The following is a 25,622-nucleotide window of genomic DNA, read 5'->3' on the forward strand; positions in this document are numbered from 1 at the left end:
AAGAGTATGCAAAAAGAAAAAATTACCATAGTGGGTGGAGGAGTAGCTGCAATGACAGCTGCAGTTTACCTAACTGAGCAGGCTGATTGGCAACAAAAGCGTGAAATTACAGTTTACCAACAAGGTTGGCGATTAGGTGGCAAGGGCGCGAGTGGGCGCAATAACCATTTTGCAGAGCGTATTGAAGAGCATGGATTGCATGTTTGGTTTGGTGCATATGTAAATAGTTTTCGTACTTTGCAAGGAGTGTATAACTCATTAAACAGGCCCGCTACACGTCCACTTGCTACATGGCAAGAAGCATTTAAACCCCATAGCTTTATTGCCCTGCAAGAGTACATTGATAACGAGTGGCAAACGTGGCCAATTGATTTTCCGACAGTTGCAGGCAACCCTGCGGATGGAAGTTTAGACATCACTGTGTGGGATTTTGTAACCATGACTTTGGCTTGGTTAAAAAAGTGGACTGAAGACATTGAAGAGATATGCGAACAACATCACGCTGAAACAAGATTGGTGACAAAAAAATCGCGGGATCAATCATTACTTAAATACATGTATCAGGAAATTAAAACCAATATTGACCATACGCTAAGTAGTGCTGAGCAATTTATTAATGATATTGAGTCAGGTGCTGGCGAGATTATCTCAAGTCCTCGTTCGCTATTGACTCATTTACTGCAATTTTCTTCGCAACAAACAACGCACACCGACAAACAAGCCGATCGTTTAGTTATCTGGTATATCGTACGAAAACTGAAACGTTGGTTTAAAGCCCAAGTGATTGATTTATTGGATGACAGCCCAGAACTACGCCGACTTTTTATTAGTGCAGATTTAGCGATTGCAATGCTAACAGGGCTTATAAAAGACAAAGTTTATCGCGATGGTTTCGCCGTTATTAATTGTTACGACTTCCGACAATGGCTTGAGAAAAATGGCGCCAATAAAACCTATAGTGTGAACTCAGCACCAATTAGAGGCTTTTACGATTTGGTTTTTGCCTATCCAGAAGGTGATTTTAATAAACCCAATGTTGAAGCTGGTGTGGCTGCACTTGCCATGTTGCGGATAGGTCTTTGTTATAAAGGCGGAGTAATGTGGAAGATGCAAGCTGGGATGGGGGATGTGATTTTTGCACCAGTGTACGAGCTATTGAAAGAACGAGGTGTGAAATTTAAATTTTTTCACCAACTCACCAATCTTGAAGCTGGTCAGGACACACAGGGAAAGGCGGTTGTTTCAAAGGTTGAGTTATGCCAACAAGTTAAATTATCAGTAGAAGAATATGAACCTTTAGTTGACGTTAAAGGTTTACCGTGCTGGCCAAGTGAACCTATTTTTTCACAAATAGAGTCTACTCAGGCCCATTTGCTTCAGGAATACCAAATAAACTTAGAGTCTTTCTGGACTCCTTGGCCTGAGGTGTATGAAGAGCAGTTTAAGAAACCTCTCCCTAGTATTAAATTAACTCATGGGGTTGATTTCGATACACTCATTTTAGGCGTATCAGTTGCGTCACTTGAGCATATTGCAAGTGAGTTAATTGAGTTAGATAGCAATTTAGCAAAGCAATCGCAGCAGGTAAAAAGTGTCGCCACACAAGCTTGTCAGGTATGGTTAAATAAAACTGACCAGCAGCTAGGGTTTGATTACACCGTACCGAGTAAAGAAAATCCGATTCTTAGTGGTTTTGTTGAGCCATTCGATACATGGGCAGCAATGGCTAATTTAATCGATAAAGAAGACTGGCCAAAGAATAGCGCCCCTGTAAATATCGCTTACTTTTGTAGTGCACTGAGCTGCCACAGCTACCCAGCAGCAACAAATCATCAGTTTCCAATAAAAATGAAAGAAGCTGTTAAAGCGAATATGAAAAATTTATTCAACCTTGATATGTCAGCATTATGGCCAAAAGCATACGACAGTAATAATCAGTTTGATTGGCAAGTCTTTTTTAACGACCCAAGCAGTATTTTACCTGTATTCGAGCAACAGTACTGGCGGGCAAATATTGACCCGAGTGAGCGTTATGTTTTGTCGGTGACAGGGTCTAGCCAATACCGCTTAGCCACTGATGGCACTGTGTTTAATAATTTAAGAATTACAGGAGACTGGATTAAAACAGGTGTTAATGCGGGCTGTGTTGAAGCGGCTGTGATGGCCGGAATGCAAACCTCAAGGTCGTTATGCGGTTATCCAGAAACTATTAGTGGTGAGTATGCATTTGAAAAAACAGATAAGAGCATTAAATGAGGGCTAAATAGTTTGATATTTCACAAATTATGTGTGAATTATGCGACTTTAGTCTTTTATATGGTCTATACTTACGTTAATTACAAGAATTTAACAAGTTTCCCTCTTTTAAGGTCTGACCAATATGAAGCGTCGTTATCTTATTGGCCCTAAATTACTCGTTTTATTGCTAGGTAGTGGAGCAACTAATGTAGTTGCTTTTGGGTCAGAGACTGAAAAAGACATGGAAGTTATCAGTGTTTATGCGCAAAAGCGTCCTCAAGCAATTGAAGATGTGGGCGTTGCTGTTAGCCAAGTGAGTGGCCAAAAATTAAAGAATCAACATTTTAAAGATTCGACTGAAATCGCTTTATTTGCGCCCAATGTAAAAATTACTCAAAACGCTGCTGAGGGTACGCCACCGGCTGTAAGTATACGTGGGGTGGGTTTGCTTGATTATAATACCGCCAACACCTCACCTGTGGGCATGTATTTAGATGGCGTAGCAGTTGGGTCTGCCAATAACCAAATCATTAATTTATATGATATAGATCAGCTCGATATACTTCGAGGCCCACAAGGTACGCTATTTGGACGTAACTCCACCGGTGGGGCAATTCTGATCCGTACTAATCGCCCAGAGTTTGATAGCTATGGCGCATTAACGCTTGGCATAGCCAATAATAATGCGACCAGTATTGATGGTATTTGGAATCAGCAAGTTAGTGATACAAGTGCGCTACGCTTTGCTGTTAATTATCAAGATTATGACTATTCCACAGAAAATATTTTCAGTGATTCACCCGAAGCGGGAATGGAGCAAAAAAATGCCCGTGTGTCATTTTTAACGCAATGGGACAATGTTGATGTGTACTTACAAGCACACATCGAAGATTGGGATGGAATTGTACAACCTGTTGGTAATATTGGCATTGTAGCTAACCCACTCACTGGTGAATTATGTTCCCCTAGCGATGCAGGCTCAACGCGTTGTTTTGATAGTTTTGGTTTTAATGATGGCAGTGACGACTTTTTTACCGTGAGTGTAAATAACGATTCACCACACAGCTCGGATGGTTATGGCTTTATTGGGGAAGTGAATTGGCATCTTAGTGAGCAAAGTACGTTTACTTCACTGTCTAGTTTTAACGATTTAGAACGCAGCCATGCATTTAACTGTGATGGCTCCCCAGCTCGTTTATGCGAAGGGGTGTTAGGTTTAGATACTCAGCTATTTAGCCAAGAGTTTAGGCTACTAAATGAATTTGAAAACTACACGCTCACCAGTGGTGTTTATTTTGCAGATGAAAACATAGAACAGGACAATCTTAACGATATTTTACGCGATCTGCGCGGCATTTTACCTAGCAACTTAACGGCAACGTTTATCTACGACAACGAAATTAGTATGCAAAACCTTGCGCTTTTTAGCCAGATAGAAGTACCGTTTGCTACACGCTGGATAATAAGTGCAGGACTGAGGTACGACTACGAATCACTCGATTATAACTCCGTGGCAACCTTAAATACTGTGATAGACCCTACCAATCTAGAGGGAGTTAATGTGCCTTTTTATGAGGTTGCTGACTCTCAATCTGACAACGGTGTAACAGGGCAACTTACAATCAACTATGCGCTCAGCGATGCAACTAATATGTATTATCGGTTTGCCAATGGGAGTAAAAGTGGTGGCTATAATGGCGGGTTTTTATCGTCAGAAGAGCAAGCTATTTTAGCTAATTATGGCAAAGAGCGACTGAATGCCCATGAAGTGGGTTTAAAATCATGGTGGCCGAAGCAGAACTTGAGAATGAACTGGGCTGGTTTTTATTATGATTACAATGATCAGCAAGTATTTATGAATCAACCGTCAGAAACACCGCAAATGCCACCCGTACAATTGCTTGAAAACGTCGGTAACTCAATTATTTATGGTCTTGAAAGCGAAGTTTATTACCAGCCACACAATGATTTAGCCTTGGTTTTAACGATAGGCTATATTCCGCATGCTGAATTTGAAGAGTATGTTGATCCACTCGGAAATAGTATTACTGATAACCGCTTGCCTTTTACATCGAAATGGAATGTTGCCGCAAGCCTGCAATATGATACTTATATAGCCAACAACCCACTTACGGCTTCTTTAAGTTACGATTATCAGTCTGACTTTTACTTTGATCAGAATATGAATCCTTATGCGCACCAAGAAGGTTTTAGTATCGTAAATGCTAACTTGAAATATGGTGTTGATAATTGGTCATTTATCTTGTGGGGGAAAAACCTATTTGATACTGAGCATAGCCAACTGAAGTTCGATTTAAGCTCGTTCTTGGGCATGTTAGAAGATTTCAAAGGTGAGGGGCGTCGTTATGGTTTCGATGTTGCCTATCATTTTTAATCAAGTTGTTCTTGCTTAATTGAGATAGATGAATGAGATTTAAGTTCTATGTAGGCAGTCTGCTTTTTCTTCTTTGCATGATGTTTTCGGCCAATGCTGCGCAAATTTATGTTTATACAGATGACTCAGCTGAGCAGAATTTGCATGATGTTGGGCAAGTGCTCATGGCAAACGATAATATGTTTCCTCAGTCAGCGGCTAACATTAACGAATGGCAGGCAAGTAAAACACCTCAATCTCGCATCAGTTCGGTGGGGGGAAGTTATTGGCTAATCGTTAAGATAGATAACCAAAGTAATCGAGAAGATTTGGTGCTCTATCCTTACAATACGCTCGTGTCGAAAATTGAAAGTCGTGTCTATGACCTAACGGATCCTAGTAAACCTGTTCAGCACTATCTTACAGGAGGTGTCGAGAGAAATGAGTTTGCATTCCATTATGGTAATCGGCTAACCCTAGAAAAGGGAAAGCAGTATGTATTGATTACTTACTTTGAAAGTGATTATTTTTATACGCCTGCTAAACTTGTGTTAACACCGTACCAGAGTTATTTTGATACTATCACTGTAGAGAATATGGTGATGATGCTGTGCTTTGGAGTGGGCATTGCGCTTGGCTTATATAATTTATTAATTTACCTTGTTTCCAGAGATATCACTCACCTTTATTATGCGCTCTTTACTACTTCGTGGGTGTTCGCGTGGAGTCATTTTTTTCATATATCTGACCAATTATTTGGCTATTACAACCCTCATTTGCATTGGCTCGGTTTCGCACTAACGCCACTCACAAATATATTGTTTTATAATAACCTACTGAAATTAAAAGAGACTTTTCCAAAGCTTGCACAGCTATCAATGACTGTGGGTGTTATTGCGACACTCGGTATTCCTTTTTGTATTTTATGGCCAAGCTTTGGTTTCTACTGGTCTACGGTGGTCACGGGTATTGCACTGTGTTTGGGTTTATACATTGGTGTGCGCTGTATGCTTAAAGGATTTAAACCAGCACGTTACTTTGTGTTGGCTTATCTTGCGATGATGCTACCAAATATGGTTGGTAATTTAACTAACCTTGGCTTGTTGCCTGCTACAACAGTTAACTTATATTTGCTCGGCCTAATCGGCACGGCTATGGATGCTATGTTACTGGCTTTTGCTGTTGCTGATAAATTTAGGCTACTGCACGATGATAATGTTGAACTGACCAAAAACTTAGAAGAAAAAGTGCACTCTCGAACATTAGAGCTTGAACAACTTGCTGATGAATTGCGCGATGCTAACCAAGCTAAAAGCCGTTTTCTCGCTAATATTAGCCACGAAATTCGTACGCCCATGACCTCTATTATTGGTTATGCCGACGGCATAATGCTCGGTGATATAAAACCCCATGAACGTAACCATGGTATTGGGGTCATTTTACAAAATAGTCGGCATGTGCTTGGTTTAATTAATGATATTTTAGATATGTCAAAAATTGAGGCTAACAAACTTGAGATTGAACTAATAGAAACGGACTTATTTGCCACAATTGCCAATATTGAATCCCTTATAGGTAAACAAATTCGTGATAAAGGCCTTAAATTTAGCGTTGATTATCAATTCCCCTTACCTGATTACATTGTCACTGATCCAAGCCGGTTAAGGCAGATCTTGTTAAACCTAACAACTAATGCGCTCAAATTTACGCAAGTGGGGCGTATTACGCTGTCGGTAAGTTGTGATAACGATATTCTTGCTATCAGTGTTAAAGACACAGGTATTGGTATGACTGATGCAGAGCAAGAATCACTGTTTAGTGCGTTTTACCAAGCTGACTCGTCTATCTCACGTCAGTATGGTGGGACAGGGCTAGGTTTAAATATTTCGAAAAGTTTAGCAGCAAAACTCGATGGCGACATTAGTGTTAAGAGCCATGTTGGTTCAGGCAGTGAATTTATATTGTCGATGGCAGTCTACAAAACAGAAAAAACACGTTGGCTAAATAATATTAGTGAAGTCAGACTGGTAGAAACATCGCCATTTTGTAAATTAGATGAACCAGAAAATTTAAAAGGTCATGTACTTCTCGCTGAAGATCATCCAGATAATAGGCGTTTAATTGCACGAATTCTAGAGCGGATGGGCTTGACAGTAACCACGGTAGAAAATGGTAAAGATGCTGTCCAACAAACCTTAGAAAATACCTTTGATTTAATTTTATTGGATATACAAATGCCAATAATGGACGGTCAAGAAGCATTACAAATGATGCAAGCAACAGGGGTGACAGCACCTATTATTGCACTGACTGCAAATACGATGAAACATGAAATTGAGCGTTATATGAAGCAAGGTTTTGTTGATTTAATCGCAAAGCCGATAGATCGAAATGCTTTTAGCCATCAAATTTCCAGCTATTTGGACTGCGACGAATTAAGCGATATCAAATTACCAGATAAAGAGTTTCAAGTTTTAAAAGATGATTATATAAAAGGGCTTGAGGATCAGTATCGAGAAATGCGTGAGCAGTACAAAGTTATGGATATTGATGGCTTGAGTAAAAATGTTCACATGTTAAAAGGCGCTGCTAATATGTTTGAATGTGAGCAACTATATGTGAAAGCCGTGGCGGTGGATACGGCGCTTAAAAATGACACGGTGACTTTAGATGCGCAGCTCTTTACCTCTTTGTTTTGCGCTATGCAAGATGAAATCACTAAAGTGAATTATTAATGCCTTGAATATTGACTATTCGCGCACAGGCGCAGACAGTGAGGTAAATCGTTGCTATTAATACCCTTAAATAATAATCAATAAGAAAGCGAATATGTCGTATCAACACATTTCTATCCCCGAGCAGGGAGAGCAAATCACGATTGACTCATCTGGTGTATGGCATATCCCTTCAGATCCTATTGTTGCTTATATAGAAGGTGATGGAGTCGGGCAGGATATTACTCCTGTGATGCGCAGTGTTGTTGATTCTGCGGTTTCTCATGCTTATCACGATAAAAAGAAAATCCATTGGATGGAAGTGTTTAATGGTGAAAAAGCGGCTGCACTGTATGATGGCGATTGGTTTCCCCAAGAAACCTTGCACGCCGTTAGACAATACAAAATAGCGATTAAAGGCCCTTTAACAACGCCTCTTGGCGGAGGTTTTCGCTCTTTAAATGTGGCGCTTCGCCATGAAATGGATTTGTTCGTTAATATGCGGCCAATTCGCAGCTATTCACGCCTTCCTTCGCCCTTAAAAGAGCCTGAGAAAACCAACATAACAGTCATCCGTGATAGTTCTGAAGATGTGTATTCTGGAATTGAATGGCAGGCAGGAAGCGTTGATAACGAACGCATGCTTGATTTTTTGTGTCAAGAAATGGGAGTAACCCGACTGAGATTTGACACACAGTGCGGCATTGGTATCAAGAATAGTTCAAAAGACGGGGCTGAGCGTTTGATGCGTTATGCCGTTAATTATGCACTCCAACAAAAAAGCGATTCATTGACGGTGGTGCATAAAGGAAATGTGCTTAAATTTACCGATGGTGCCTTTAAACGATGGGCGTTTGGTCTTGCTGAGCAAGAATTTAACGCGCTTCCCCACGAAAATGGTCGTTGGTTAGTTATCAAACGCGATGGCCCAAGTGATTTAATTATTAAAGAAGTAATTGCTGATAATATGTTGCAACAAGCCTTACTGACCCCAGAGCAATTTGATGTGGTTGTTACAACGAATCAAAACGGCGATTACTTAGCAGATATGTTAACTGCACAAGTAGGCGGAGTTGGCATTATGCCTGCGGCAAACTTAAACAACGATGTGGCATTTTTTGAACCTACCCATGGTACTTTTAATCGTATTGCTGGCGAGAATAGTGCAAATCCGACAAGCAGCATTTTGAGTGCAGTGATGATGTTACGGTTTATGAAATGGCATGAAGCGGCAGATAAAATAGAGCTGGCATTAGAGTCTACTTTGGCTGCGAATGAAATGACTTTTGATTTGGCGACTCATTCGGCCGGTGCGACGATGCTTAGTTGCAGTGACTTTGCAAAAAGCATCATCGCTCGAATAAGTAATTCAAATAAATAGACATATTAAGCGGCATTGGCGCTTTTAACTGCATAGACACAGGGTTTTCCTGTGAGTTCAGCTGCACGTTGATAAATACGCTCAGCACCTGGCTCATTGCTTGTTATGCCTGTTAGTGTGTCCATTAAAGCAACCACTAAAATAGCAGGCACTTGGCAGCAATATTCGTCAAGAACCGCCGTCGTTGTTTGTGCATCAACATGGCAGTGTGGGTGTGTATGTACTGTGCTATACGCTTTTAATAATGTGTCTGCTTGTAAAGCATCATCTTCTTGATGTTTAGTTTTACGACATTGACAACCAAACTCATCAACCATAGTGGCAAGTGTTTGATAAATATCTTCACAAGCTAGGTCACTTTTCTTACAAAGCTGCTGCTCGATGAATGCATGTAATTGACCATTAATGTAAAGGCCGTCCTGTTGAGTGAATTGCGCTGAAGTTTCCATAATCATCTTCTCTTTGTTTATGTGCTTAACTTCACTCTAGCGGCTCAATCATTATTTATGAAATTGTTGTTTTCAATAACTGATATTGATTTTATCAATATTGTGGTGGTTTTATCGATCTGCCACTGTGCTTGCAAAAGCAATAAGCTCTCTGCGCAGCCATTGATGTGGGTTTGAATGGTGTAGTAGCGGGCTCCACAGCATTTTCACTTCAATTGGTACGATTTGAAATGGCACAGGGCTTATTACTAAATCAGTATGTTTTGTTAATAACATGGCTTGTCGACGTGGCAGGGTCGCGATGAGGTTTTTTGATTGGCACAATAAACTTGCAACCATGTAATGGCGGGTAAATACACGAATATTACGAGTTTGTTCTAATTGCCATAACGCTTCATCAACCCAACCTAGTTTTTGACTGCCAGATTTATTTGTTACTGCCGTTTCTGCGCCCCAGCCTGCACGGTTTACCCATATATGCTCTTGTTTTAGGTAGCTCTCAAGTGACTGTGTGAGTAAATAAGGGTTTTCGGGATGGCTCAAGCAGCAGTAATTATCGCGCCAAACACTGGCTTGATGAAAAGAGCGAGGAAGGCCGTTAAAGCGGTTAATCGCTAAATCGATAGTGCCTTTTTCCATGTCTTGTAGGGTTACGTCACTGGGGCTCAAAATATCGAAATTAAGCCCTGGATTCTGCGTTAACTGGTTTGTAATAAATGGGGCTATTAATGTTGATTCTAGATAATCATTGGCCATAATACGAAAGGTTATAGTGGCGCTACTTGGATCAAACTGTTCACTTGGTTGAGTAATTTCTTCTGCCATTTTCAGCAATGACTCTATTTCAGGCTTAAGACTTAGGGCTTTTGCTGTTGGCGTCATTGTACCTGCAGCTCGCACTAATAGTGGGTCATCAAATAAATCACGCAGTCGTTTAAGTGCATTACTCATCGCTGGTTGTGTTAAGGCAAGTTTATTTGCTGCCTTAGACACACTTTGCTCGTCGATGAGCACATTTAGGTACACCAAAAGGTTGAGGTCAACATGCCTAATATTCATCTGATCAATCTTATTTATTCTTGCTATTAATTATCTAAATTAAAGCGTGCTTGCTATGGTGTGTAAACAGCACCATTAAAATAATCAGTATAAGCGACATTAATAATGCCAAATGAAGTTATACAACAAAAAACGCAATCAGAGCAATTAACACAGGTTATAGCCACTAAGCTTGCACGTGCAGTCTTCGCTGGCTTTGAAGCTATGTTTGCGGAGTTTTTAAATATTACATTAGGTGCACAAAGTCGTTTTGAGCAGTGCCAATGGCAGCAAGTTCAACAGATGATGAAGTTACGCTTACAAGTCTACGAAGGGCAAGTGAGTAAAGTCAGCAGCGCGGTAAAAATCATTGCATACAGTGAAGTGGATGACCCTGCACTTTGGCTTTTAGCGAAACAGATTTATGGTGAGATGGTACAAAATCATGAAAATCAACCTATAGCTCATACATTTTTTAATTCGACATTTGGCGCTATTTGGGACTCTCGAAAGATCCGTAATGTTCATTTATTTGTTTTAAAGGCTCGTTATCGATTAGGGCCTAGACCATTTGATTCTTTAGTGAGTCGCATCTCACTCAAAGATGGTTTCGATGAGGCTGTTTCGTCATTAATTAAGCGCCATGTATTTCGGGTTGGCTATGCAAACTTTGACGATGATGTAGCGCTTTTGCAGCGCACATTGATTGCAGGCGCCAAACATCAATGCCCACAAGTATATCAATTACTCACTCTTAACGATGGTTACATTGAATATGCCAACTCCTTATTTTTTAGAAACAAAGCGTGCTACATAATAGGACGATGCATTGCAAAAAATGGCGATAACATGCCATTTGCCATTGCTCTATTGAATACAGAGCGAGGCCTCGAGATTGATGCTGTGATGATGGGAGCTGACCAACTGAGCTTACTTTTTGGTTTCGCACGCACTTATTTTATGGTGGATACGGACCAGCCAGCTCGTTACGTTGATTACTTAAGTGTGTTAATGCCTCACAAGCAACGTTTTGAACTGTTCAATGCGATAGGATTTATTAAACATGCAAAAACAGAGTTCTATCGTTACAAAGTGGATACGACTCGCAGCAGTCCTAGTGATGATAAATATGTTATTGCCCCAGGCACACCTGGGATGGTGATGTTAGTGTTTACAACACCTTGCTCAGATTACGTTTATAAAGTAATAAAAGATAAGTTCAACGCACCAAAAACAGCCACGAAAAAGCAAGTCATGGCGAAATACGATTATGTAAAACAAGCAGATCGTGTGGGTCGCCTAGTTGATACACATGAATTTCGTTATCTTGCTTTTGACTTAAGCCGTTTTAGTGATGAACTATTACAGACAATGCAGCAGCAAATCGGTGATAGTTTAGTCATGTCAGGCAATGCACTCATCCTTCGTCATGTTTACGTAGAGCGCAAAATGACACCGCTAAATTTGTATATTAAACAATGCGATGAGCGAAAGCTCGAACAGGTGATGAACGATTACGGGAAAGCAATTAAGGAACTTGCCGGTGCGAATATCTTCCCTGGAGATATGTTGATGAAGAACTTTGGTGTGACGCGATGGGGGAGAGTGGTGTTTTATGATTATGACGAAATTTGCCCATTAACTGATTGCAACTTTAGAGAATTACCGCAAACAGATGATGCGTTAGACGAGCTCAGTAGTGATAGTTATTTTGATATTGCTGATAATGACATTTTTCCTAGTCAATTCAATGTATTCTTTAGTGTTAATGAAGCCGCATTTTCGTTCTTTAAGCATCATCACAATGATATTTTTACCACAACCATGTGGCAAGATATTCAAAGAGCAATAAATAATGGTCAACTATTTGATGTATATCCTTATAAACAGTCTTGGCGTTTCTCGCAGATGAGAAAATCTCAACCTTAAATCCTTAATCGGAACAAAGAACTAGCGTAAGCTAAGCAGTTCATAAAACAAGGATAGAGATAATGAAAAAAATAACGCTTATTGCAAGTTTGCTACTTAGTATCAATGTGAATGCCAATCCATTACTTGGCAGCTGGCAGTTTATTGAAGGAAAATACGCTGTTGAAGATGGCTATGTCACAGCGAAAGCCCCCGAATTGAGCTCGGTAAAATTAATCACTGACTCTCATTTTAGTTACATAACACAAAAAAATGGCAAGTTTCACTATGCTGGTGGTGGTGAATATATTCTTAAAGAGCAACAATTTATCGAAACATTTTCGTATGGTAATGTACCTTCATTATTAGGAAAAACGATGGCATTTGATTACAAAGTTGAAGGCGATGTTTGGCACCATACTTTGTACGAAAATGGCAAATTGATTGAAGCCGAAACATGGCGACGCATTATAAAATAGGGGCTGCTATGCGTTACATAAAGCACGAAGATTCAAACTTACACTTTGCACAGATTAACCCACCAGAGATAAAACCACACGAAGTGTTAGTTAAGGTCGCCGCTGTTGGTGTTAATCGTGCTGACTGTATGCAGCGACAAGGGAAATATCCAGCTCCTGCTGGAGATAGCCCTATACTGGGGCTTGAATGTGCAGGGGTGGTTGTTGAGCAGGGTGACAAAGTGACTAAAGATTGGTTAAATCAGCGGGTTTTTACTTTGTGTGCAGGTGGTGCATATAGCGAATATGTAGCGGTAGATGCGGCTCAATTAATGCCCTTAGCTGATTCAATGACCATGGCACAAGGGGCTGCGATAAGTGAGGTCTATTTGACGGCTTATTCTGCCTTGTTTCAATTTGGCGGTCTTAAAGAAGGACACACTGCACTTATTCATGCAGGAGCCAGCGGGGTAGGTGGTGCAGCAATTCAAATGGCGAAAAGCATCGGTGCGAATGTTGTGGTGACAGCAGGAAGTGAAGAGAAGTGTCATCATGCAAAAGCAATGGGTGCTGATCATGCTATCAATTATAAAACAACCGATTTTGTCGAGTATATGAAAAACAATGAGCTCACAGCGAATACCATTGTTGATCCTGTTTCTGGTAGCTACTTAAACAAAAACGCCCATGTTGCAGCCATGGATTGCCAAATAGTTATGCTGGCATTTTTGGATAACCGCTTTGCAGAGGTTGATTTCGCTCGATTGCTTAGTAAACGAATTTCTTTTCATGCTTCTACGCTGAGGAATCGCAGCAATGAATTTAAGCGTACCTTGCGCGACCAGTTTATTTCACGTTTTTATGACACATTAGCTGCTGGTGGCTTTGATTATAATATCTATAAAACGCTCAATTGGGCACAGGCAAGTGAAGCGCATCGAATTTTGGATAACAACGAAAACGCAGGCAAAGTAGTGTTATTAGTTGAATAACACTAAAACGCCCATATAATTCCTTTACATTCGAAGTCTAAGCAAAGGTTAGTATGAACCCGATTATAGAAACTCTAAAAGAACATAATGTAAGTGACGAACAAGTGCATGCGTTGTTCAGTGCTTTCTTAGAGAACCCAATGTTGGCGATGGCGCAAATACAACAACTTGGTATCCCACCAGAGAAACTACAGCAGTTAATGGCGCTGGTAATGACACAGCCGAATCTAATTAAAGATGCAGCTGAGTCACTCGGTATTAATGCTGAGCAAGTTGAGCAGGCTAAACAACAGTTTAAAAATCAATAGATTAGTTTAATCTATATCAATTGCATAAGCTTCTAATAGCTTGTGCAATTTATATTGCTCATCTTCAGCAAACTCAATACCAACATTTAATCGATCGCCTTTCATTTGATTGTTTCTAATGTATGCCCTAATAACTTGCGTTGAGCTATCTTGCGGGGAAAGGATATGTACAAAGACTTGGCGACGTTTTAGAGCTAAAAAGCCTGTTTTGACATGGATAGCAAAGCGACAACCTGTCGGCGAAATATCAATAATCAGTCCATGCAACAATGTTTTATCATCATCTGATGGGTTTTCGGTTACGCTAATTTTTGCAGGGATATGAGTTTGTAACCTGCTTGCTTCACGTAGTTGGCGACTTTCAATATTTTTTGGGTAAGCTAAATACATCAAACGTTCAGGGCGAACGGTTAATGCAATGATATTGGTTGTGAAAGCGACACACTCACCGCGTTGATCTTCAACGATGTAGCGCACAATAGCACCATTGCCTTCAACTAACACATCTTTGAAATCATTTTTACCAACTTGTGCAGGGCACTTTAAAATTAAGTACTTTCCGGTTTCATAGCCAACAAGTGTTAACTTAAATCGAATAGAAATAGGGTTACTAAACTGTAAATCAATTAGCTTGCCGGGCAAGAGGTCTAAGAAAAAGGGTGACTTGTTTGCTAACTGAGGTGTTGTTTTTTCTTTTGTAACATCCATTTACGGGTATTTTGTGATTATTATTTTCTTTAGTATCTGTTATTCGGAACATAAAATCACTACTACAAAATGGTGAAATTAATTTTTGATTTTAATACTTATTATTTTGTTACATTTTAAACTGAACTTGCAGTTAGCCAGCGGCGTCTTAATTGACGAATCAAATTTAAATTAACGGGTTCTAGGAAAGGGAAGATGAAAAGATTATATAAACTTTGGAAAAATAACCGCTCGCTCATTATCTTTATTTGTTTAATGAGCGTATTTAGAAGTGCTGTGGCTGATTGGTATGAAGTACCTACCGCTTCAATGAATCCAACAATTGTTGAAGGCGATCGAATTCTAACGGATAAAATGGCTTATGATTTGCGGCTTCCATTTACTCACACTTCCTTAATCAGAACAGCTGAACCTGAAGTGGGAGATATCATTGTTTTTGACTCTAAAGCAGCTAATAATCGCCTAATTAAGCGAGTAATTGGTTTACCAGGTGATACCGTCAGTATGATTAATAATGAGCTGATCATTAACGACCAAGCAATCAACTACACAAAGTTAAAAGAGAATGATATTGAGCAAACTTTAATAGAGAACTTGCCTAGCGCGGCACATGTTATTCAGGTCTCAAAAACGCCTTCTTTGGTACAGCATTTTTCTAAAGTAACTATTCCTAAGGATATGTATTTAGTAATGGGCGATAACCGTGACAACAGTGCAGATTCCAGAGTAATAGGTTTTGTACCTCGAGATGAGCTACTTGGTAAAGCCAATAAAGTCATAGTATCACTTGATTATGATAATAATTATTTACCACGCAAAGAACGTGTTTTAAAGGATTTGTACTCAGCGCCTTAGTTTCAGTAAAAGTTTTCAGACAAAATAAAACCGTTGTGTCTAAAAACACAACGGTTTTATTAAGAGCGATAAGATTACATTACGCGCATGCCAGGCTCTGAGCCTTCATCAGGGTTAAGAATATAAATTTCTTTACCGCCAGGGCCTGCTGCTAATACCATGCCCTCAGACATACCAAAGCGCATCTTACGAGGCTTAAGGTTTGCTACCATTACCGTGAGCTTTCCTTCAATGTCTTCTGGTGCATACGCAGATTTAATACCTGCGAATACTTGGCGAGTTTCGCCACCTAAATCTAAAGTCAGTTTTAATAACTTATCTGCGCCTTCAACATGTTCTGCTTTGGCAATTTTCGCTACGCGTAAATCAACTTTCGCAAAGTCATCAAACTCAATCTCTGGGCTAATTGGCTCTTTTGCCAATGGGCTGTTTGGGTCGATTTTATCTTTTTCAGCCACAAGGCTTTCTTTAGATTCTTCAATCATTTTGTTTACTTTATCCATTTCTACACGTTGCATTAACGGTTTGAATTTATTGATTGCGTGACCTTTAAGTGCCGTTTTAGCGCCTTGCCATGCTAAATCGTCATTTAAGAAGGCTTCAACATTAGCAGCCATACTTGGCAGAACAGGTTTTAAGTAAGTGATAAGTACACGGAACATATTTAAACCAAGTGAGCATACATCATGCGCTTCTTGTTGTTTAGTTTCGTCTTTAATTAACACCCATGGAGCTTTAGCATCAATAAACTGATTGGCTTTATCTGCAAGCGCCATAATTTCACGAATAGCACGGCTGTATTCACGGTTTTCGTAGTGATTAGCGATACTGTCAGCGGCATTTTGGAATTCGCCTAGTAATGCTTCGTCCATAACCGTGTCGCTTAATTTACCGTCAAACTTCTTGGTGATAAAGCTGGCACAACGGCTCGCGATATTAACAACTTTACCTACTAAATCTGAGTTTACACGCAGTGCGAAATCTTCAAGGTTTAAATCAAGATCAGTAATGCCACCATTAAGTTTTGCAGCATAGTAGTAACGTAAGTACTCTGGATCTAAGTTATCAAGGTAAGTGCGAGCTTTAACAAAAGTGCCTTTAGATTTTGACATTTTCGCGCCATTTACAGTCACAAAACCATGAGCGAAAACGTTTGTTGGTTTTCTAAATTTTGCGCCATCAAGCATTGCAGGCCAGAACAAGCTATGGAAATAAATGATATCTTTGCCAATAAAGTGGTAAAGCTCAGCATCTGAATCTTCAGCCCAAAATGCATCAAAATCGATACCTTTTTTATCACATAAGTTTTTGAAACTCGCCATGTAACCAATTGGTGCATCTAACCAAACATAGAAATACTTGCCTGGCGCACCTGGAATTTCAAAACCAAAGTAAGGCGCATCACGGCTAATGTCCCATTGTTGCAGGCCATCAGAAAACCATTCGTCCAATTTATTGGCCATTTCTTGTTGGATAGAACCAGAATGCAACCATTCTTTTAACATGCCCTCAAATGCTGGTAGGTCAAAGAAGTAGTGTTCAGAGTCTTTTAATACTGGCTCTGCGCCCGACATTACCGAACGCGGATTAATAAGCTCTGTAGGGCTATAGGTTGCGCCACATGCATCACAGCTGTCGCCATTTTGGTCTTCAGATTTACATGTAGGGCATGTACCTGTTACAAATCGGTCAGGTAAGAAAATACCTTTCTCCGGGTCAAAAAGCTGTGAAATAGTGTGCTTTTTGATGTGACCTGCGTCATTTAAGCGGTTATAGATAAGTTCACTAAGCGCTTTATTCTCGTCACTGTGGGTACTGTGATAATTATCAAATTCGATATTAAAATCAGCAAAGTCGCGTTGACGTTCGATGCTGACATTTTTAACCATCTCTTCAGGCGTGATCCCTTGCTTTTGCGCATTAAGCATAATTGGAGTGCCGTGAGCATCGTCTGCACAAACATAGTAGGTCTCATGACCTTGTTGTTTCTGAAAACGTGCCCAAATATCAGTTTGTATATATTCTAATAAATGACCTAAGTGAGTCGGGCCATTGGCATAAGGTAATGCGCTAGTTATGAGGATCTTTCGCTGTGCCATAATCATTCCGAATTGAGGATAACCGCCTTTAAAATACGCGATTATCATATTTTAACCACCTATTTGTCAGCTAAGGCCTAACACGCAGATGATATTTATTAATTGTCTGGTTTTAATGCTTTGAATGTTACATAATTCCGTGGCACTTTTCATCAAAGAAACGCTATTTTATTGCTATGTTTGGACTGTCAAAAATATTCTCTGGAAAATCGACTGAAAAAGCACCTATGCTTGAGGCATTAGCTGCTTATCGAAGTAGTGCTTTTGCGATAGGTATAGAACAAAGCTGGGTGAAAGATATCCAGCAAAATGATGACAAAAGTTGGCATGTTAAGCTTGTTTTACCTTTTGCAGGGCTGGGTGAAATTCATGATATTGAATCATTCATTAACCAAAAGTTGGCTTGTGAGGTAACTATTGAAGCCCAAGTTAAACTGTCAGAAGCGAGTAAGTTTAAGCAGATTAAACATATTATACTCGTAGCTTCCGGTAAAGGTGGAGTTGGTAAATCAACGACTGCGGTCAATTTAGCAGCGGCACTTCAGCAAGAAGGCGCTAATGTGGGGATATTGGATGCTGATATATATGGCCCATCTATTCCACTGTTACTTGGTTTGCAGGGCGCTGAGCCAAAAACAGCAGACAATAAACATCTACTGCCTTTTGAAGCACATAACCTCAAAGCGCAATCAATAGGTTTTTTAGTTCCGAGTGATGATGCGACCGTATGGCGTGGCCCCATGGCTTCGGGGGCGCTTAACCAGTTGTTAAATGAAACCGATTGGGGAGAGCTAGATTATTTAATTGTCGATATGCCCCCGGGCACTGGCGATATTCAATTGACTATGAGCCAAAAAGTGCCAGCCAGCGGCACTGTGATCATCACAACACCTCAAGATTTAGCATTAGCAGATGCACAAAAAGGTATCGCAATGTTTAATAAAGTAAATGTGCCTGTATTGGGTCTCATCGAAAATATGAGTTACTTTTTGTGTGGTCACTGTGGACAGCCGAACCATGTGTTTGGTAAAGATGGTGCAGTTACTTTAGCTCATCGTCATGGGGTGCCTGTACTTGCGACAATTCCATTAGCGACAGAAATTCGTGAAAGCTCTGAGCAAGGTCACTTGATTGCGCAAAATAACGCAGAAACTATTAGCGAAACATACAAAACAGCGGCACGCGTTCTCGCGAGCAGTTTATATTACCAGCAGGCGCAAAGCGCTGTTGAGATTGTTATAACGGATGATTAATAAATGAGATTATCAGATACCCATATTCAACAATACATTAATGATGGCCGTATTGTTATTGAGCCCTCGCCAAGTAAGGAAATGATTTCAGGAGTCACAGTCGATTTACGCTTGGGTAATAAGTTTCGTGTTTTTCAGGATCACACCGCTGCCTATGTCGACTTGAGTGGACCAAAAGATCAGCTAAATAAAGCGATGGAATCAATAATGAGTGATGAGATCGTGTTGAATGAGGATGAAGCTTTTTTCCTACACCCAGGTGAACTAGCACTCGCAATTACTTACGAAAAAGTGACTCTACCGGCTGATATTGTTGGTTGGCTTGATGGGCGTTCATCTTTGGCGCGACTTGGCTTGATGGTGCACGTGACAGCACACCGTATTGACCCAGGTTGGTCTGGCAATATTGTGCTCGAGTTTTATAATTCTGGTAAATTACCACTTGCACTGCGTCCAATGATGAAGATAGGGGCGATGAGTTTTGAAACAATGACGAGTCCTTCTGAGAACCCATATAACACGCGTAAAGATGCAAAATATAAAGATCAAAACTCAGCTGTAGCAAGTCGTATTAGTGACGATAGCAAGTAAAGTCTAATGCGGTGGTTTATTTGACCGCCGCAAATCCCTCCTCATTTATATAATTAGTTCCTATAAAATTGGCAATTTAAGCGCTTAGATCCCATACTTTTATCTATGTTTGGTGGCACGGAGCTAAGATGCATTCATATAACATGCGCGTAGTAAGGTTTTATAAACAACTAGCTTGTGCGATATGTGCTATCTTGCTGTGTGTTTTATCCTTCTCAAGTTTTTCCTCTCAACTGCCTGTGTGGTTGTTTCAGTCAAATCAGCCACTGAGTGTTTTGGCAGATAAACTTGATGAAAAACTGATTACACAAAGAAAATTACCCGCGAACAATACCGATACTTTTCGTATTAAAGCCAACCAATCATATTGGATGGTTATCGATTTACATCAACTACCACATGCGCAAACTTATGTCGCGTATCTAGCTGAACCTAATTTAATGTGGAAGAAGTTTTATATTTTAGACAGTGCCTCAACAGCGAAAAATGATGCGCGGTTAATACCCTTACCAAGTTTATCCAATATAAGGCCTCACTGGCTTATTGAGCATAGGCCTGAAAACCGTTGGGCATTGGTAAACTTTCAACACGATAGGGACATGAACTTACAATTAGGGGTCGTAAATTCCGAACGGTTTGAAATTAACTTACATAAAACAATACTGAGTTACGGTGCAATTATTGGTGTACTACTTATTAGTATTTTTGTTTGCCTTGTCTACTATGTTGTATCTAAACGGGTGAAGTACTTATTTCTAGGGATGTATTTTACTTTAGTTAGTATTAGTTTTTTAATTGATAACGGCTTAAGCGGCTATCTTGTCGCAGGTCTTGATTGGTCTGCCAAGTGGCCTTTTCATGAGTTTTCCCTTGGCCTTGTAAGTTATTTTTTATACGAATTTTTGAGTATAAAAAACAGCCGCAATGGTCTGAATCAAACATGGTTAGTGGCAATAGCTATGTTTTTTGCTATTGCATTGATGACATCATTTTTACCTGCATTTAATTTAAGCTGGGTTTATATTGTCAGCTGTAGCTGCTTTATTGTGTTGTCGGTTGCGACGGCAGTTATATTACACAAGCAGAAAAGTCATCTAAGCTTGCTACGTCAATCTATGCTGATAATACTTTCTTGTCAGGTTGTGAGCTTACTTATTTGGAATGGCTTTGGTGTTGGAAAACATATGATACAAGATGTTGTGTTGTTGATCAGTTCACTGTCAATTTGTACGGTTTTATTGCTTAAAGACAGACATCGCATAGCGTCATTTAACTATAGTCTCACCCATGATGCTGATACTCAATTACCTAACAAGCAACTGTTACTCGATGAAATGGTTAAAAAAGTCTCACAAAAGCAGCATTTTGCAATCATGTTGTTTAGACCACATGTGTTAACCAATGCACGAGCAACATTTGGTTACGACCATGCTAATCAGTGTATAAATACGACGCTTAATGCCCTCACTCAACAGCTTCAGTCAATTAATGCCCTAAAATTAGAAACGCGCTCGGAAGAAGGTGTGTGGATTGCGCGGGTCGATGACAGCATTTTCGCGTGTGTCATTTTAGGGGAGCTTGAGCTCAGCCATATTGAACAGTTTGCTTGTGTTATACATGGGGTGTTTGAAGAGGGGATTTCGCATAATAATATTAAGTTAGTTGATTCGGTTGATATTGGTGTTGCGTACTATCCAATGCATGGCAATACCGCCAAACAAATCCTGCAATGTGCTATTCAAGCTATGAGTAAAAAGCAGGTGCAAGGAGAACGTTGGCGAATGTTCGACTTAGAGAGTGCGCGTTTGTCTGAGCAGCGTTTGCTCATTGCAGCGTCATTAAAGAGTGCTATTGAGGAAGACCAACTTGCACTGCATTTTCAACCACAAGTTTGCTTAAAAACGGGGAATGTTGTCGGTTGTGAAGCGTTACTGCGTTGGCAGCATCCCGCTTTAGGAGCGATTAGTCCAGAAGTGTTTATTCCTATTGCTGAATCATCTGGGGTTATTAATCAGTTAACTGAGTGGGTGGTAACACGGGGAATTGAATGGCAAGCAATATTTACTAAGCACATCCCAAATCATGTTATCTCTATTAATATATCAGCGAAGGACCTGCTCAATAAAGATTTACCAGTGTTATTTATCACTAAGTTGAATGAGCAAGGTGTTGAGCCAAGCAGTGTGATGCTCGAGCTGACTGAATCTGCCACTTTGGAAGAAAGTAAAAAAATTAAAGTATTACTTAATGACTACAGACTCATCGGTGTTAAATTGGCTATTGATGATTTTGGTACTGGTTATTCTTCTTTGGCATATTTAAGCCAACTAGGCTTTGATGAAGTGAAAATAGATAAGCAGTTTGTACTTAATTTGCAGTTTTCTAATAACGATAAAAGTATCTGTAAAGCAACGTGCGATATTGCTACGACACTTGGTGCGGAGGTGGTTGCTGAAGGGATTGAGGATGAACAGAGTTTGGCTATTTTAAAAAGTTATGGCTGCCAAGTTGGTCAGGGATATTATTTTGCAAAGCCAATGTCTGCAGATGACTATGTGAGTTGGATCCAAAATTTCAAATCAATCGATATCAGCCTCGATGTAAAAGCGCACCTAGTTGATTAAAGTACAACTGCATCATCTCAGTACATTGTAATGTATGCGTATCACTTGGGTATATTAAACCACTATCATTCAAGCCACTGACTAAGAAGGTGTTAGTTATCCTTGTATGTGTTGAAATACATTTTTCAAAACAACGTGCTGCTAGCTCTTCAGGCATGCTCATATACATTTGCTGCATCGCTTTATCAAACTTAATGGATTGGTTTACATAGTCATTTGGATTTTTTCCATCAATATCTAAAAAAATATGATGGAAAAATTGATCTAAGTAGCGATTTAACTGATGAGATAAGTCTGGTGTTTGTTTCAACCATAGAGCAGAGCAAAACTGCATGCTTTGCCGTTGTGGAAACATGTGCTGACAAATATGGTGGTCAAATGCATGAAACCACTCATGAGCAAGTGCTCCACCACCTGCATTTTTAGCAAGAGCGAGAGTTTGACTATGAGCATTATAGTGAGCTTGTACGCCTTTTTGACCACCATGACCAAATGCAAAATTTAGTTTTTTGCGCAGTCCAATCGCTTCTGGCGGTAATTGCAGAATTTGCGCAAGGTCTGCAAGTGCGTCATAGATGAGGTTAGCTGCTAACAATCGCTCTTGTTTATTAACCCAGTTACCCACAACCATGGTTCGAAAACCAAATGTATCACGAATTTCATCAAAGTCGACTTGATCATCAAATCGATAATTAGGGCCATGACGGGAAAAGCCCGCACTCAATCGTTTAGACACTCGCATTACAAGTAACGTGCCTTTACATGTTCTGGCATATGTTGAGTTTGTTTATCTAAAAGTGTGTTAAGTAGTTGATATAAAGGTGATACATCACAGTTTTCAATTAAAGCCAAGCTATGTGCTACGGCTTCTAAAGTTGATAAGCTATCAGCGCGAGGTGCCTTACGGATTGTGTACTTATTAGCAGGTAAGCGGTTGAAGCTGACAGCTTTAAATGTCTCTAGGGTTGGGGTGAGTTTTAATATTTTAAATGCTTTTTTCCATGTCCCGTCAATCACGATTAAATGAGTCAATGAGCTTTTAAAGTCGTGCATTGCTTGACTTGAATCATCAAGCTTTAAAGAGTCATCACTTGGGTATAAAACGGCTGTTGTTGTTTTAGGGAGACTGGCCAGTATAGAGAAATCATTCTCAGACTCACCTTGGATAATTTCACAGTTATTTAGCCCTAGTAGCAAAAGTCTCGCTGTGTTTTTAGTGACTTTTTCTTCACTTGGATGACGTAATATAATGATTTTTAGTTTATTATTAATTATGTTTATCGCATCGCATAGACATGTTCTTATCGAAAAGCCACAATGTGGGCAGAGTTCTCTAGCCATATAAACTTAGGTAAATTACTAATTTTTGCCTAGTATACATCAGTAAGAAGTAGTTTGCTTTTTTGATGTAAGCAACTAAAGTTGCGACTAGAGAGGATTATGTTTTTAATTAAGGGAAAAAGATGACGACGATCACAATAGACGAAAGTGCACTTGAAGGTATGGAATCGCTTTTAGGTGATCAATTTGCCGACACCTTGACCTTTTGCTGCAGTGAGTTTCAGAGGCTGAGCAATGAGGCACTCGCTTGTATTGATGTTGATAACGAATCAGCGGCACGTCATGCACATAGCTTAAAATCTAATGCTGCTCAATTTGGCGCTATGAGTTTATCAGAACTTGCCCGTGAAATAGAGCATGATCTCAATGAGGGGCAAGTGAGCAAAGCAAAAGCAAATTCACAAAACTTACAAGCGCAAGTTGAAGGCTCACAAGAAAAATTACAAGCTTGGTTTGCTGCTCGCTAAAAACTTGAATTTATTTCAGTTATAACCTCAAAAATCCACTAGCATGGTTGCCCTTTACTAGGTTAGTCTAAAGATTAATTAGTAGAGGTAACCATGTCACAAATAAAAAAGAGTCACAAACTAAACGGTGTCTGTTATGACATACGTGGGCCTGTGCTTGCACAAGCTCGAAAAATGGAAGAAGAAGGGCAAAAAGTATTAAAGCTTAACATTGGCAACCCTGCTGCCTTCGGCTTTGATATGCCTGAGGATATGCATAAAGACATCATCCGTAATTTGTATTCAGCCCAAGGCTACTGTGACTCTAAAGGCCTCTACTCAGCCCGTGTGGCTGTTTATCAACACTATCAACAACGCGGTTTGTTTAATCTTGATGTCGATAATATTTATATCGGCAATGGGGTCAGCGAATTGATTCAAATGACCACGCAAGCATTACTTGATAATGACGACGAAGTGCTTATTCCGGCACCGGATTATCCGCTATGGACGGCATCAGTTAAGTTAGCAGGGGGCAACCCCGTGCATTATCTTTGTGATGAAGAGCAAGATTGGTTTCCTGATATTGCGGATATAAAAAGTAAGATTACGTCAAAAACAAAGGCATTGGTGTTAATTAATCCAAATAACCCAACAGGGGCCGTATACAGCGACGATCTTTTACTGGAGCTTATCAATATCGCTCGTGAATATAAGCTGCTGTTATTGAGCGACGAAATTTACGAGAAAATTTTGTACGATGATGTTACCCATAGCTCTATTGGAGCGCTGTGTGATGATGTTCCCATCATTACATTTAATGGTTTGGCTAAAACATACCGTGCTGCGGGGCTTCGGATGGGTTGGATGGTATTAAGCGGCCGCACCAGTATGATGGAAGATTTGAGCCGTGGTCTTGATATGTTGGCATCTATGCGCTTATGTGCCAATGTGCCTGCACAATATGCAATTCAACAAGCCTTAGGTGGGGTACAATCAATTGATAACCTGATTAACCCAGGTGGACGATTATATGTGCAACGTGATATAGCATGGCGTGGTTTAAATGCTATTGATGGTATTAGCTGTAAAAAGCCAAAAGGGGCGCTCTATGCATTCGCGAAAGTGGATACGGCACACTTTAATATCAAAAACGATGAACGCATGATTTTAGATTTACTCAAAGCTGAGAAAATCTTATTAGTGCATGGCCGCGCTTTTAATTGGCCAGATCCTGATCATTTTAGATTGGTGTTTTTACCTAACAAAGATGATTTAACACAAGCAATGAGTAAAATGCAGCGTTTTTTTGCAGACTACAGGCAAAGTTAAAAAAGCGAGCTTCGGCTCGCTTTTTGATTTCTTTACCAATCAATATGCTTTATCAACACGCACCGTATTGTCAGATAGGTAGACTAAGCGGACCTTATCTCCTTGATTAAAGAGCATTCTGCTGTCTTTATCTTGTACAACCATAAATTGTTCACCATTTTCTACTTGGATCATCAATTCAACCAGTTGGTATTGAACATAACGACTCGATTGCTGTTGATTGTGAGCGATAGAGCCACCAATCATTGAGCCCAAAATAGTCGCGACTGTACGGCCACTACCGCCGCCAAATTGATTGCCGACCACACCACCGATAAGTGCTCCGCCAAATGTTTTCCAGCCATTGGTTTTATCATTCACTAGCTCTTGCTCGGTGATATTACGCACTGACTGAACAGAACCAAATAACACTTGCTGCACAGGAACCGCTTTGTTGCGTTGATAGTCGGCGTAACTTGGCGCGCTTAGTAATAAGCACGCAGTTAATAAACTAATAAGGTATTTCATATGTCC

The 25,622-nt window shown here is 40.0% G+C and carries 21 protein-coding genes; 14 read left to right on the forward strand and 7 right to left on the reverse strand.

What is annotated here, in order from left to right; translation table 11 throughout:
- Positions 1-6 precede the first annotated feature (6 nt).
- The 4 genes from LY624_RS07260 to icd all read left to right on the forward strand — a co-directional run bounded on the left by LY624_RS07260 (position 7) and on the right by icd (position 8,707).
- Positions 7-2,256 carry an NAD(P)-binding protein gene (locus tag LY624_RS07260; protein WP_130149684.1) on the forward strand — a complete coding sequence of 750 codons (2,250 nt, stop codon included), beginning with the start codon at positions 7-9 and terminating at the stop codon, positions 2,254-2,256.
- 124 nt (positions 2,257-2,380) lie between these two features.
- Positions 2,381-4,633 (forward strand): TonB-dependent receptor, encoded by a 2,253-nt coding sequence (locus tag LY624_RS07265; RefSeq protein ID WP_130149685.1) that lies wholly within the window; start codon positions 2,381-2,383, stop codon positions 4,631-4,633.
- Positions 4,634-4,665: 32 nt separating this feature from the next.
- Positions 4,666-7,347, forward strand: a complete 2,682-nt coding sequence (locus LY624_RS07270) for a 7TM diverse intracellular signaling domain-containing protein (RefSeq protein ID WP_445936726.1) — start codon at positions 4,666-4,668, stop codon at positions 7,345-7,347.
- Positions 7,348-7,441: 94 nt separating this feature from the next.
- Complete coding sequence (gene icd / locus LY624_RS07275; RefSeq protein WP_341804190.1) at positions 7,442-8,707, forward strand: NADP-dependent isocitrate dehydrogenase; 1,266 nt, start codon at positions 7,442-7,444, stop codon at positions 8,705-8,707.
- Between the two features lie 5 nt (positions 8,708-8,712).
- Here the strand turns inward: icd and LY624_RS07280 are convergent, their stop codons facing one another.
- Both LY624_RS07280 and LY624_RS07285 read right to left on the reverse strand, forming a co-directional pair.
- A complete protein-coding gene (locus LY624_RS07280) occupies positions 8,713-9,156 on the reverse strand; it encodes a hypothetical protein (RefSeq protein WP_237118709.1) in 444 nt (147 codons plus the stop codon).
- A 111-nt stretch (positions 9,157-9,267) separates the two neighbouring features.
- Positions 9,268-10,215: a LysR family transcriptional regulator gene (locus tag LY624_RS07285; RefSeq protein ID WP_341804191.1), complete on the reverse strand. Its 948-nt coding sequence runs from the start codon at positions 10,213-10,215 to the stop codon at positions 9,268-9,270.
- Between the two features lie 105 nt (positions 10,216-10,320).
- Between LY624_RS07285 and aceK the strand changes: the two genes are divergently transcribed.
- The 4 genes from aceK (at position 10,321) to LY624_RS07305 (ending at position 13,860) form a co-directional block, all read left to right on the forward strand.
- Positions 10,321-12,123, forward strand: coding sequence for a bifunctional isocitrate dehydrogenase kinase/phosphatase (gene aceK / locus LY624_RS07290; RefSeq protein ID WP_341804192.1), 1,803 nt, complete (start codon positions 10,321-10,323; stop codon positions 12,121-12,123).
- Between the two features lie 62 nt (positions 12,124-12,185).
- Positions 12,186-12,581: a hypothetical protein gene (locus LY624_RS07295; protein WP_341804193.1), complete on the forward strand. Its 396-nt coding sequence runs from the start codon at positions 12,186-12,188 to the stop codon at positions 12,579-12,581.
- Between the two features lie 8 nt (positions 12,582-12,589).
- Positions 12,590-13,552 carry a zinc-binding dehydrogenase gene (locus LY624_RS07300; protein WP_341804194.1) on the forward strand — a complete coding sequence of 321 codons (963 nt, stop codon included), beginning with the start codon at positions 12,590-12,592 and terminating at the stop codon, positions 13,550-13,552.
- A 53-nt stretch (positions 13,553-13,605) separates the two neighbouring features.
- A complete protein-coding gene (locus tag LY624_RS07305) occupies positions 13,606-13,860 on the forward strand; it encodes a DUF2999 family protein (RefSeq protein WP_130149691.1) in 255 nt (84 codons plus the stop codon).
- Positions 13,861-13,866: 6 nt separating this feature from the next.
- On the opposite strand, the gene LY624_RS07310 is transcribed toward LY624_RS07305, so the two are convergent.
- On the reverse strand, positions 13,867-14,568 hold the full coding sequence (locus LY624_RS07310) for a PilZ domain-containing protein (RefSeq protein ID WP_237118706.1): 702 nt from the start codon (positions 14,566-14,568) through the stop codon (positions 13,867-13,869).
- Between the two features lie 195 nt (positions 14,569-14,763).
- Between LY624_RS07310 and lepB the strand changes: the two genes are divergently transcribed.
- Positions 14,764-15,423 (forward strand): signal peptidase I, encoded by a 660-nt coding sequence (gene lepB, locus LY624_RS07315; protein WP_130149693.1) that lies wholly within the window; start codon positions 14,764-14,766, stop codon positions 15,421-15,423.
- 74 nt (positions 15,424-15,497) lie between these two features.
- Here the strand turns inward: lepB and metG are convergent, their stop codons facing one another.
- A complete protein-coding gene (gene metG, locus LY624_RS07320; protein WP_341804393.1) occupies positions 15,498-17,522 on the reverse strand; it encodes a methionine--tRNA ligase in 2,025 nt (674 codons plus the stop codon).
- Between the two features lie 176 nt (positions 17,523-17,698).
- Between metG and apbC the strand changes: the two genes are divergently transcribed.
- The 3 genes from apbC to LY624_RS07335 all read left to right on the forward strand — a co-directional run bounded on the left by apbC (position 17,699) and on the right by LY624_RS07335 (position 21,990).
- A complete protein-coding gene (gene apbC / locus LY624_RS07325) occupies positions 17,699-18,775 on the forward strand; it encodes an iron-sulfur cluster carrier protein ApbC (RefSeq protein WP_341804195.1) in 1,077 nt (358 codons plus the stop codon).
- Positions 18,776-18,778: 3 nt separating this feature from the next.
- Positions 18,779-19,366: a dCTP deaminase gene (gene dcd, locus LY624_RS07330; RefSeq protein WP_130149696.1), complete on the forward strand. Its 588-nt coding sequence runs from the start codon at positions 18,779-18,781 to the stop codon at positions 19,364-19,366.
- A 128-nt stretch (positions 19,367-19,494) separates the two neighbouring features.
- Positions 19,495-21,990, forward strand: a complete 2,496-nt coding sequence (locus tag LY624_RS07335) for an EAL domain-containing protein (protein WP_341804196.1) — start codon at positions 19,495-19,497, stop codon at positions 21,988-21,990.
- Here LY624_RS07335 and LY624_RS07340 read toward each other — a convergent pair.
- A complete protein-coding gene (locus LY624_RS07340) occupies positions 21,956-22,732 on the reverse strand; it encodes a CLCA_X family protein (protein ID WP_341804197.1) in 777 nt (258 codons plus the stop codon). The genes LY624_RS07335 and LY624_RS07340 overlap by 35 nt on opposite strands.
- Entirely contained in the window at positions 22,732-23,331 is a 600-nt protein-coding gene (locus LY624_RS07345) for a tRNA-uridine aminocarboxypropyltransferase (RefSeq protein ID WP_341804198.1), read from the reverse strand. The genes LY624_RS07340 and LY624_RS07345 overlap by 1 nt, the downstream gene beginning before the upstream one ends.
- Before the next feature lie 122 nt (positions 23,332-23,453).
- Here LY624_RS07345 and LY624_RS07350 point away from each other — a divergent pair, with 122 nt between their 5' ends.
- Both LY624_RS07350 and LY624_RS07355 read left to right on the forward strand, forming a co-directional pair.
- Positions 23,454-23,798 (forward strand): Hpt domain-containing protein, encoded by a 345-nt coding sequence (locus LY624_RS07350; protein ID WP_237118700.1) that lies wholly within the window; start codon positions 23,454-23,456, stop codon positions 23,796-23,798.
- A gap of 93 nt (positions 23,799-23,891) precedes the next feature.
- The gene (locus LY624_RS07355) at positions 23,892-25,109 is read left to right on the forward strand and encodes a pyridoxal phosphate-dependent aminotransferase (RefSeq protein WP_341804199.1); all 1,218 of its coding nucleotides are present in this window, start codon (positions 23,892-23,894) and stop codon (positions 25,107-25,109) included.
- A gap of 39 nt (positions 25,110-25,148) precedes the next feature.
- Here the strand turns inward: LY624_RS07355 and LY624_RS07360 are convergent, their stop codons facing one another.
- Positions 25,149-25,616 carry a glycine zipper 2TM domain-containing protein gene (locus tag LY624_RS07360; RefSeq protein ID WP_341804200.1) on the reverse strand — a complete coding sequence of 156 codons (468 nt, stop codon included), beginning with the start codon at positions 25,614-25,616 and terminating at the stop codon, positions 25,149-25,151.
- Positions 25,617-25,622 lie beyond the last annotated feature (6 nt).

This window comes from Pseudoalteromonas sp. N1230-9, assembly GCF_032716425.1.
Taxonomy (GTDB): domain Bacteria; phylum Pseudomonadota; class Gammaproteobacteria; order Enterobacterales; family Alteromonadaceae; genus Pseudoalteromonas.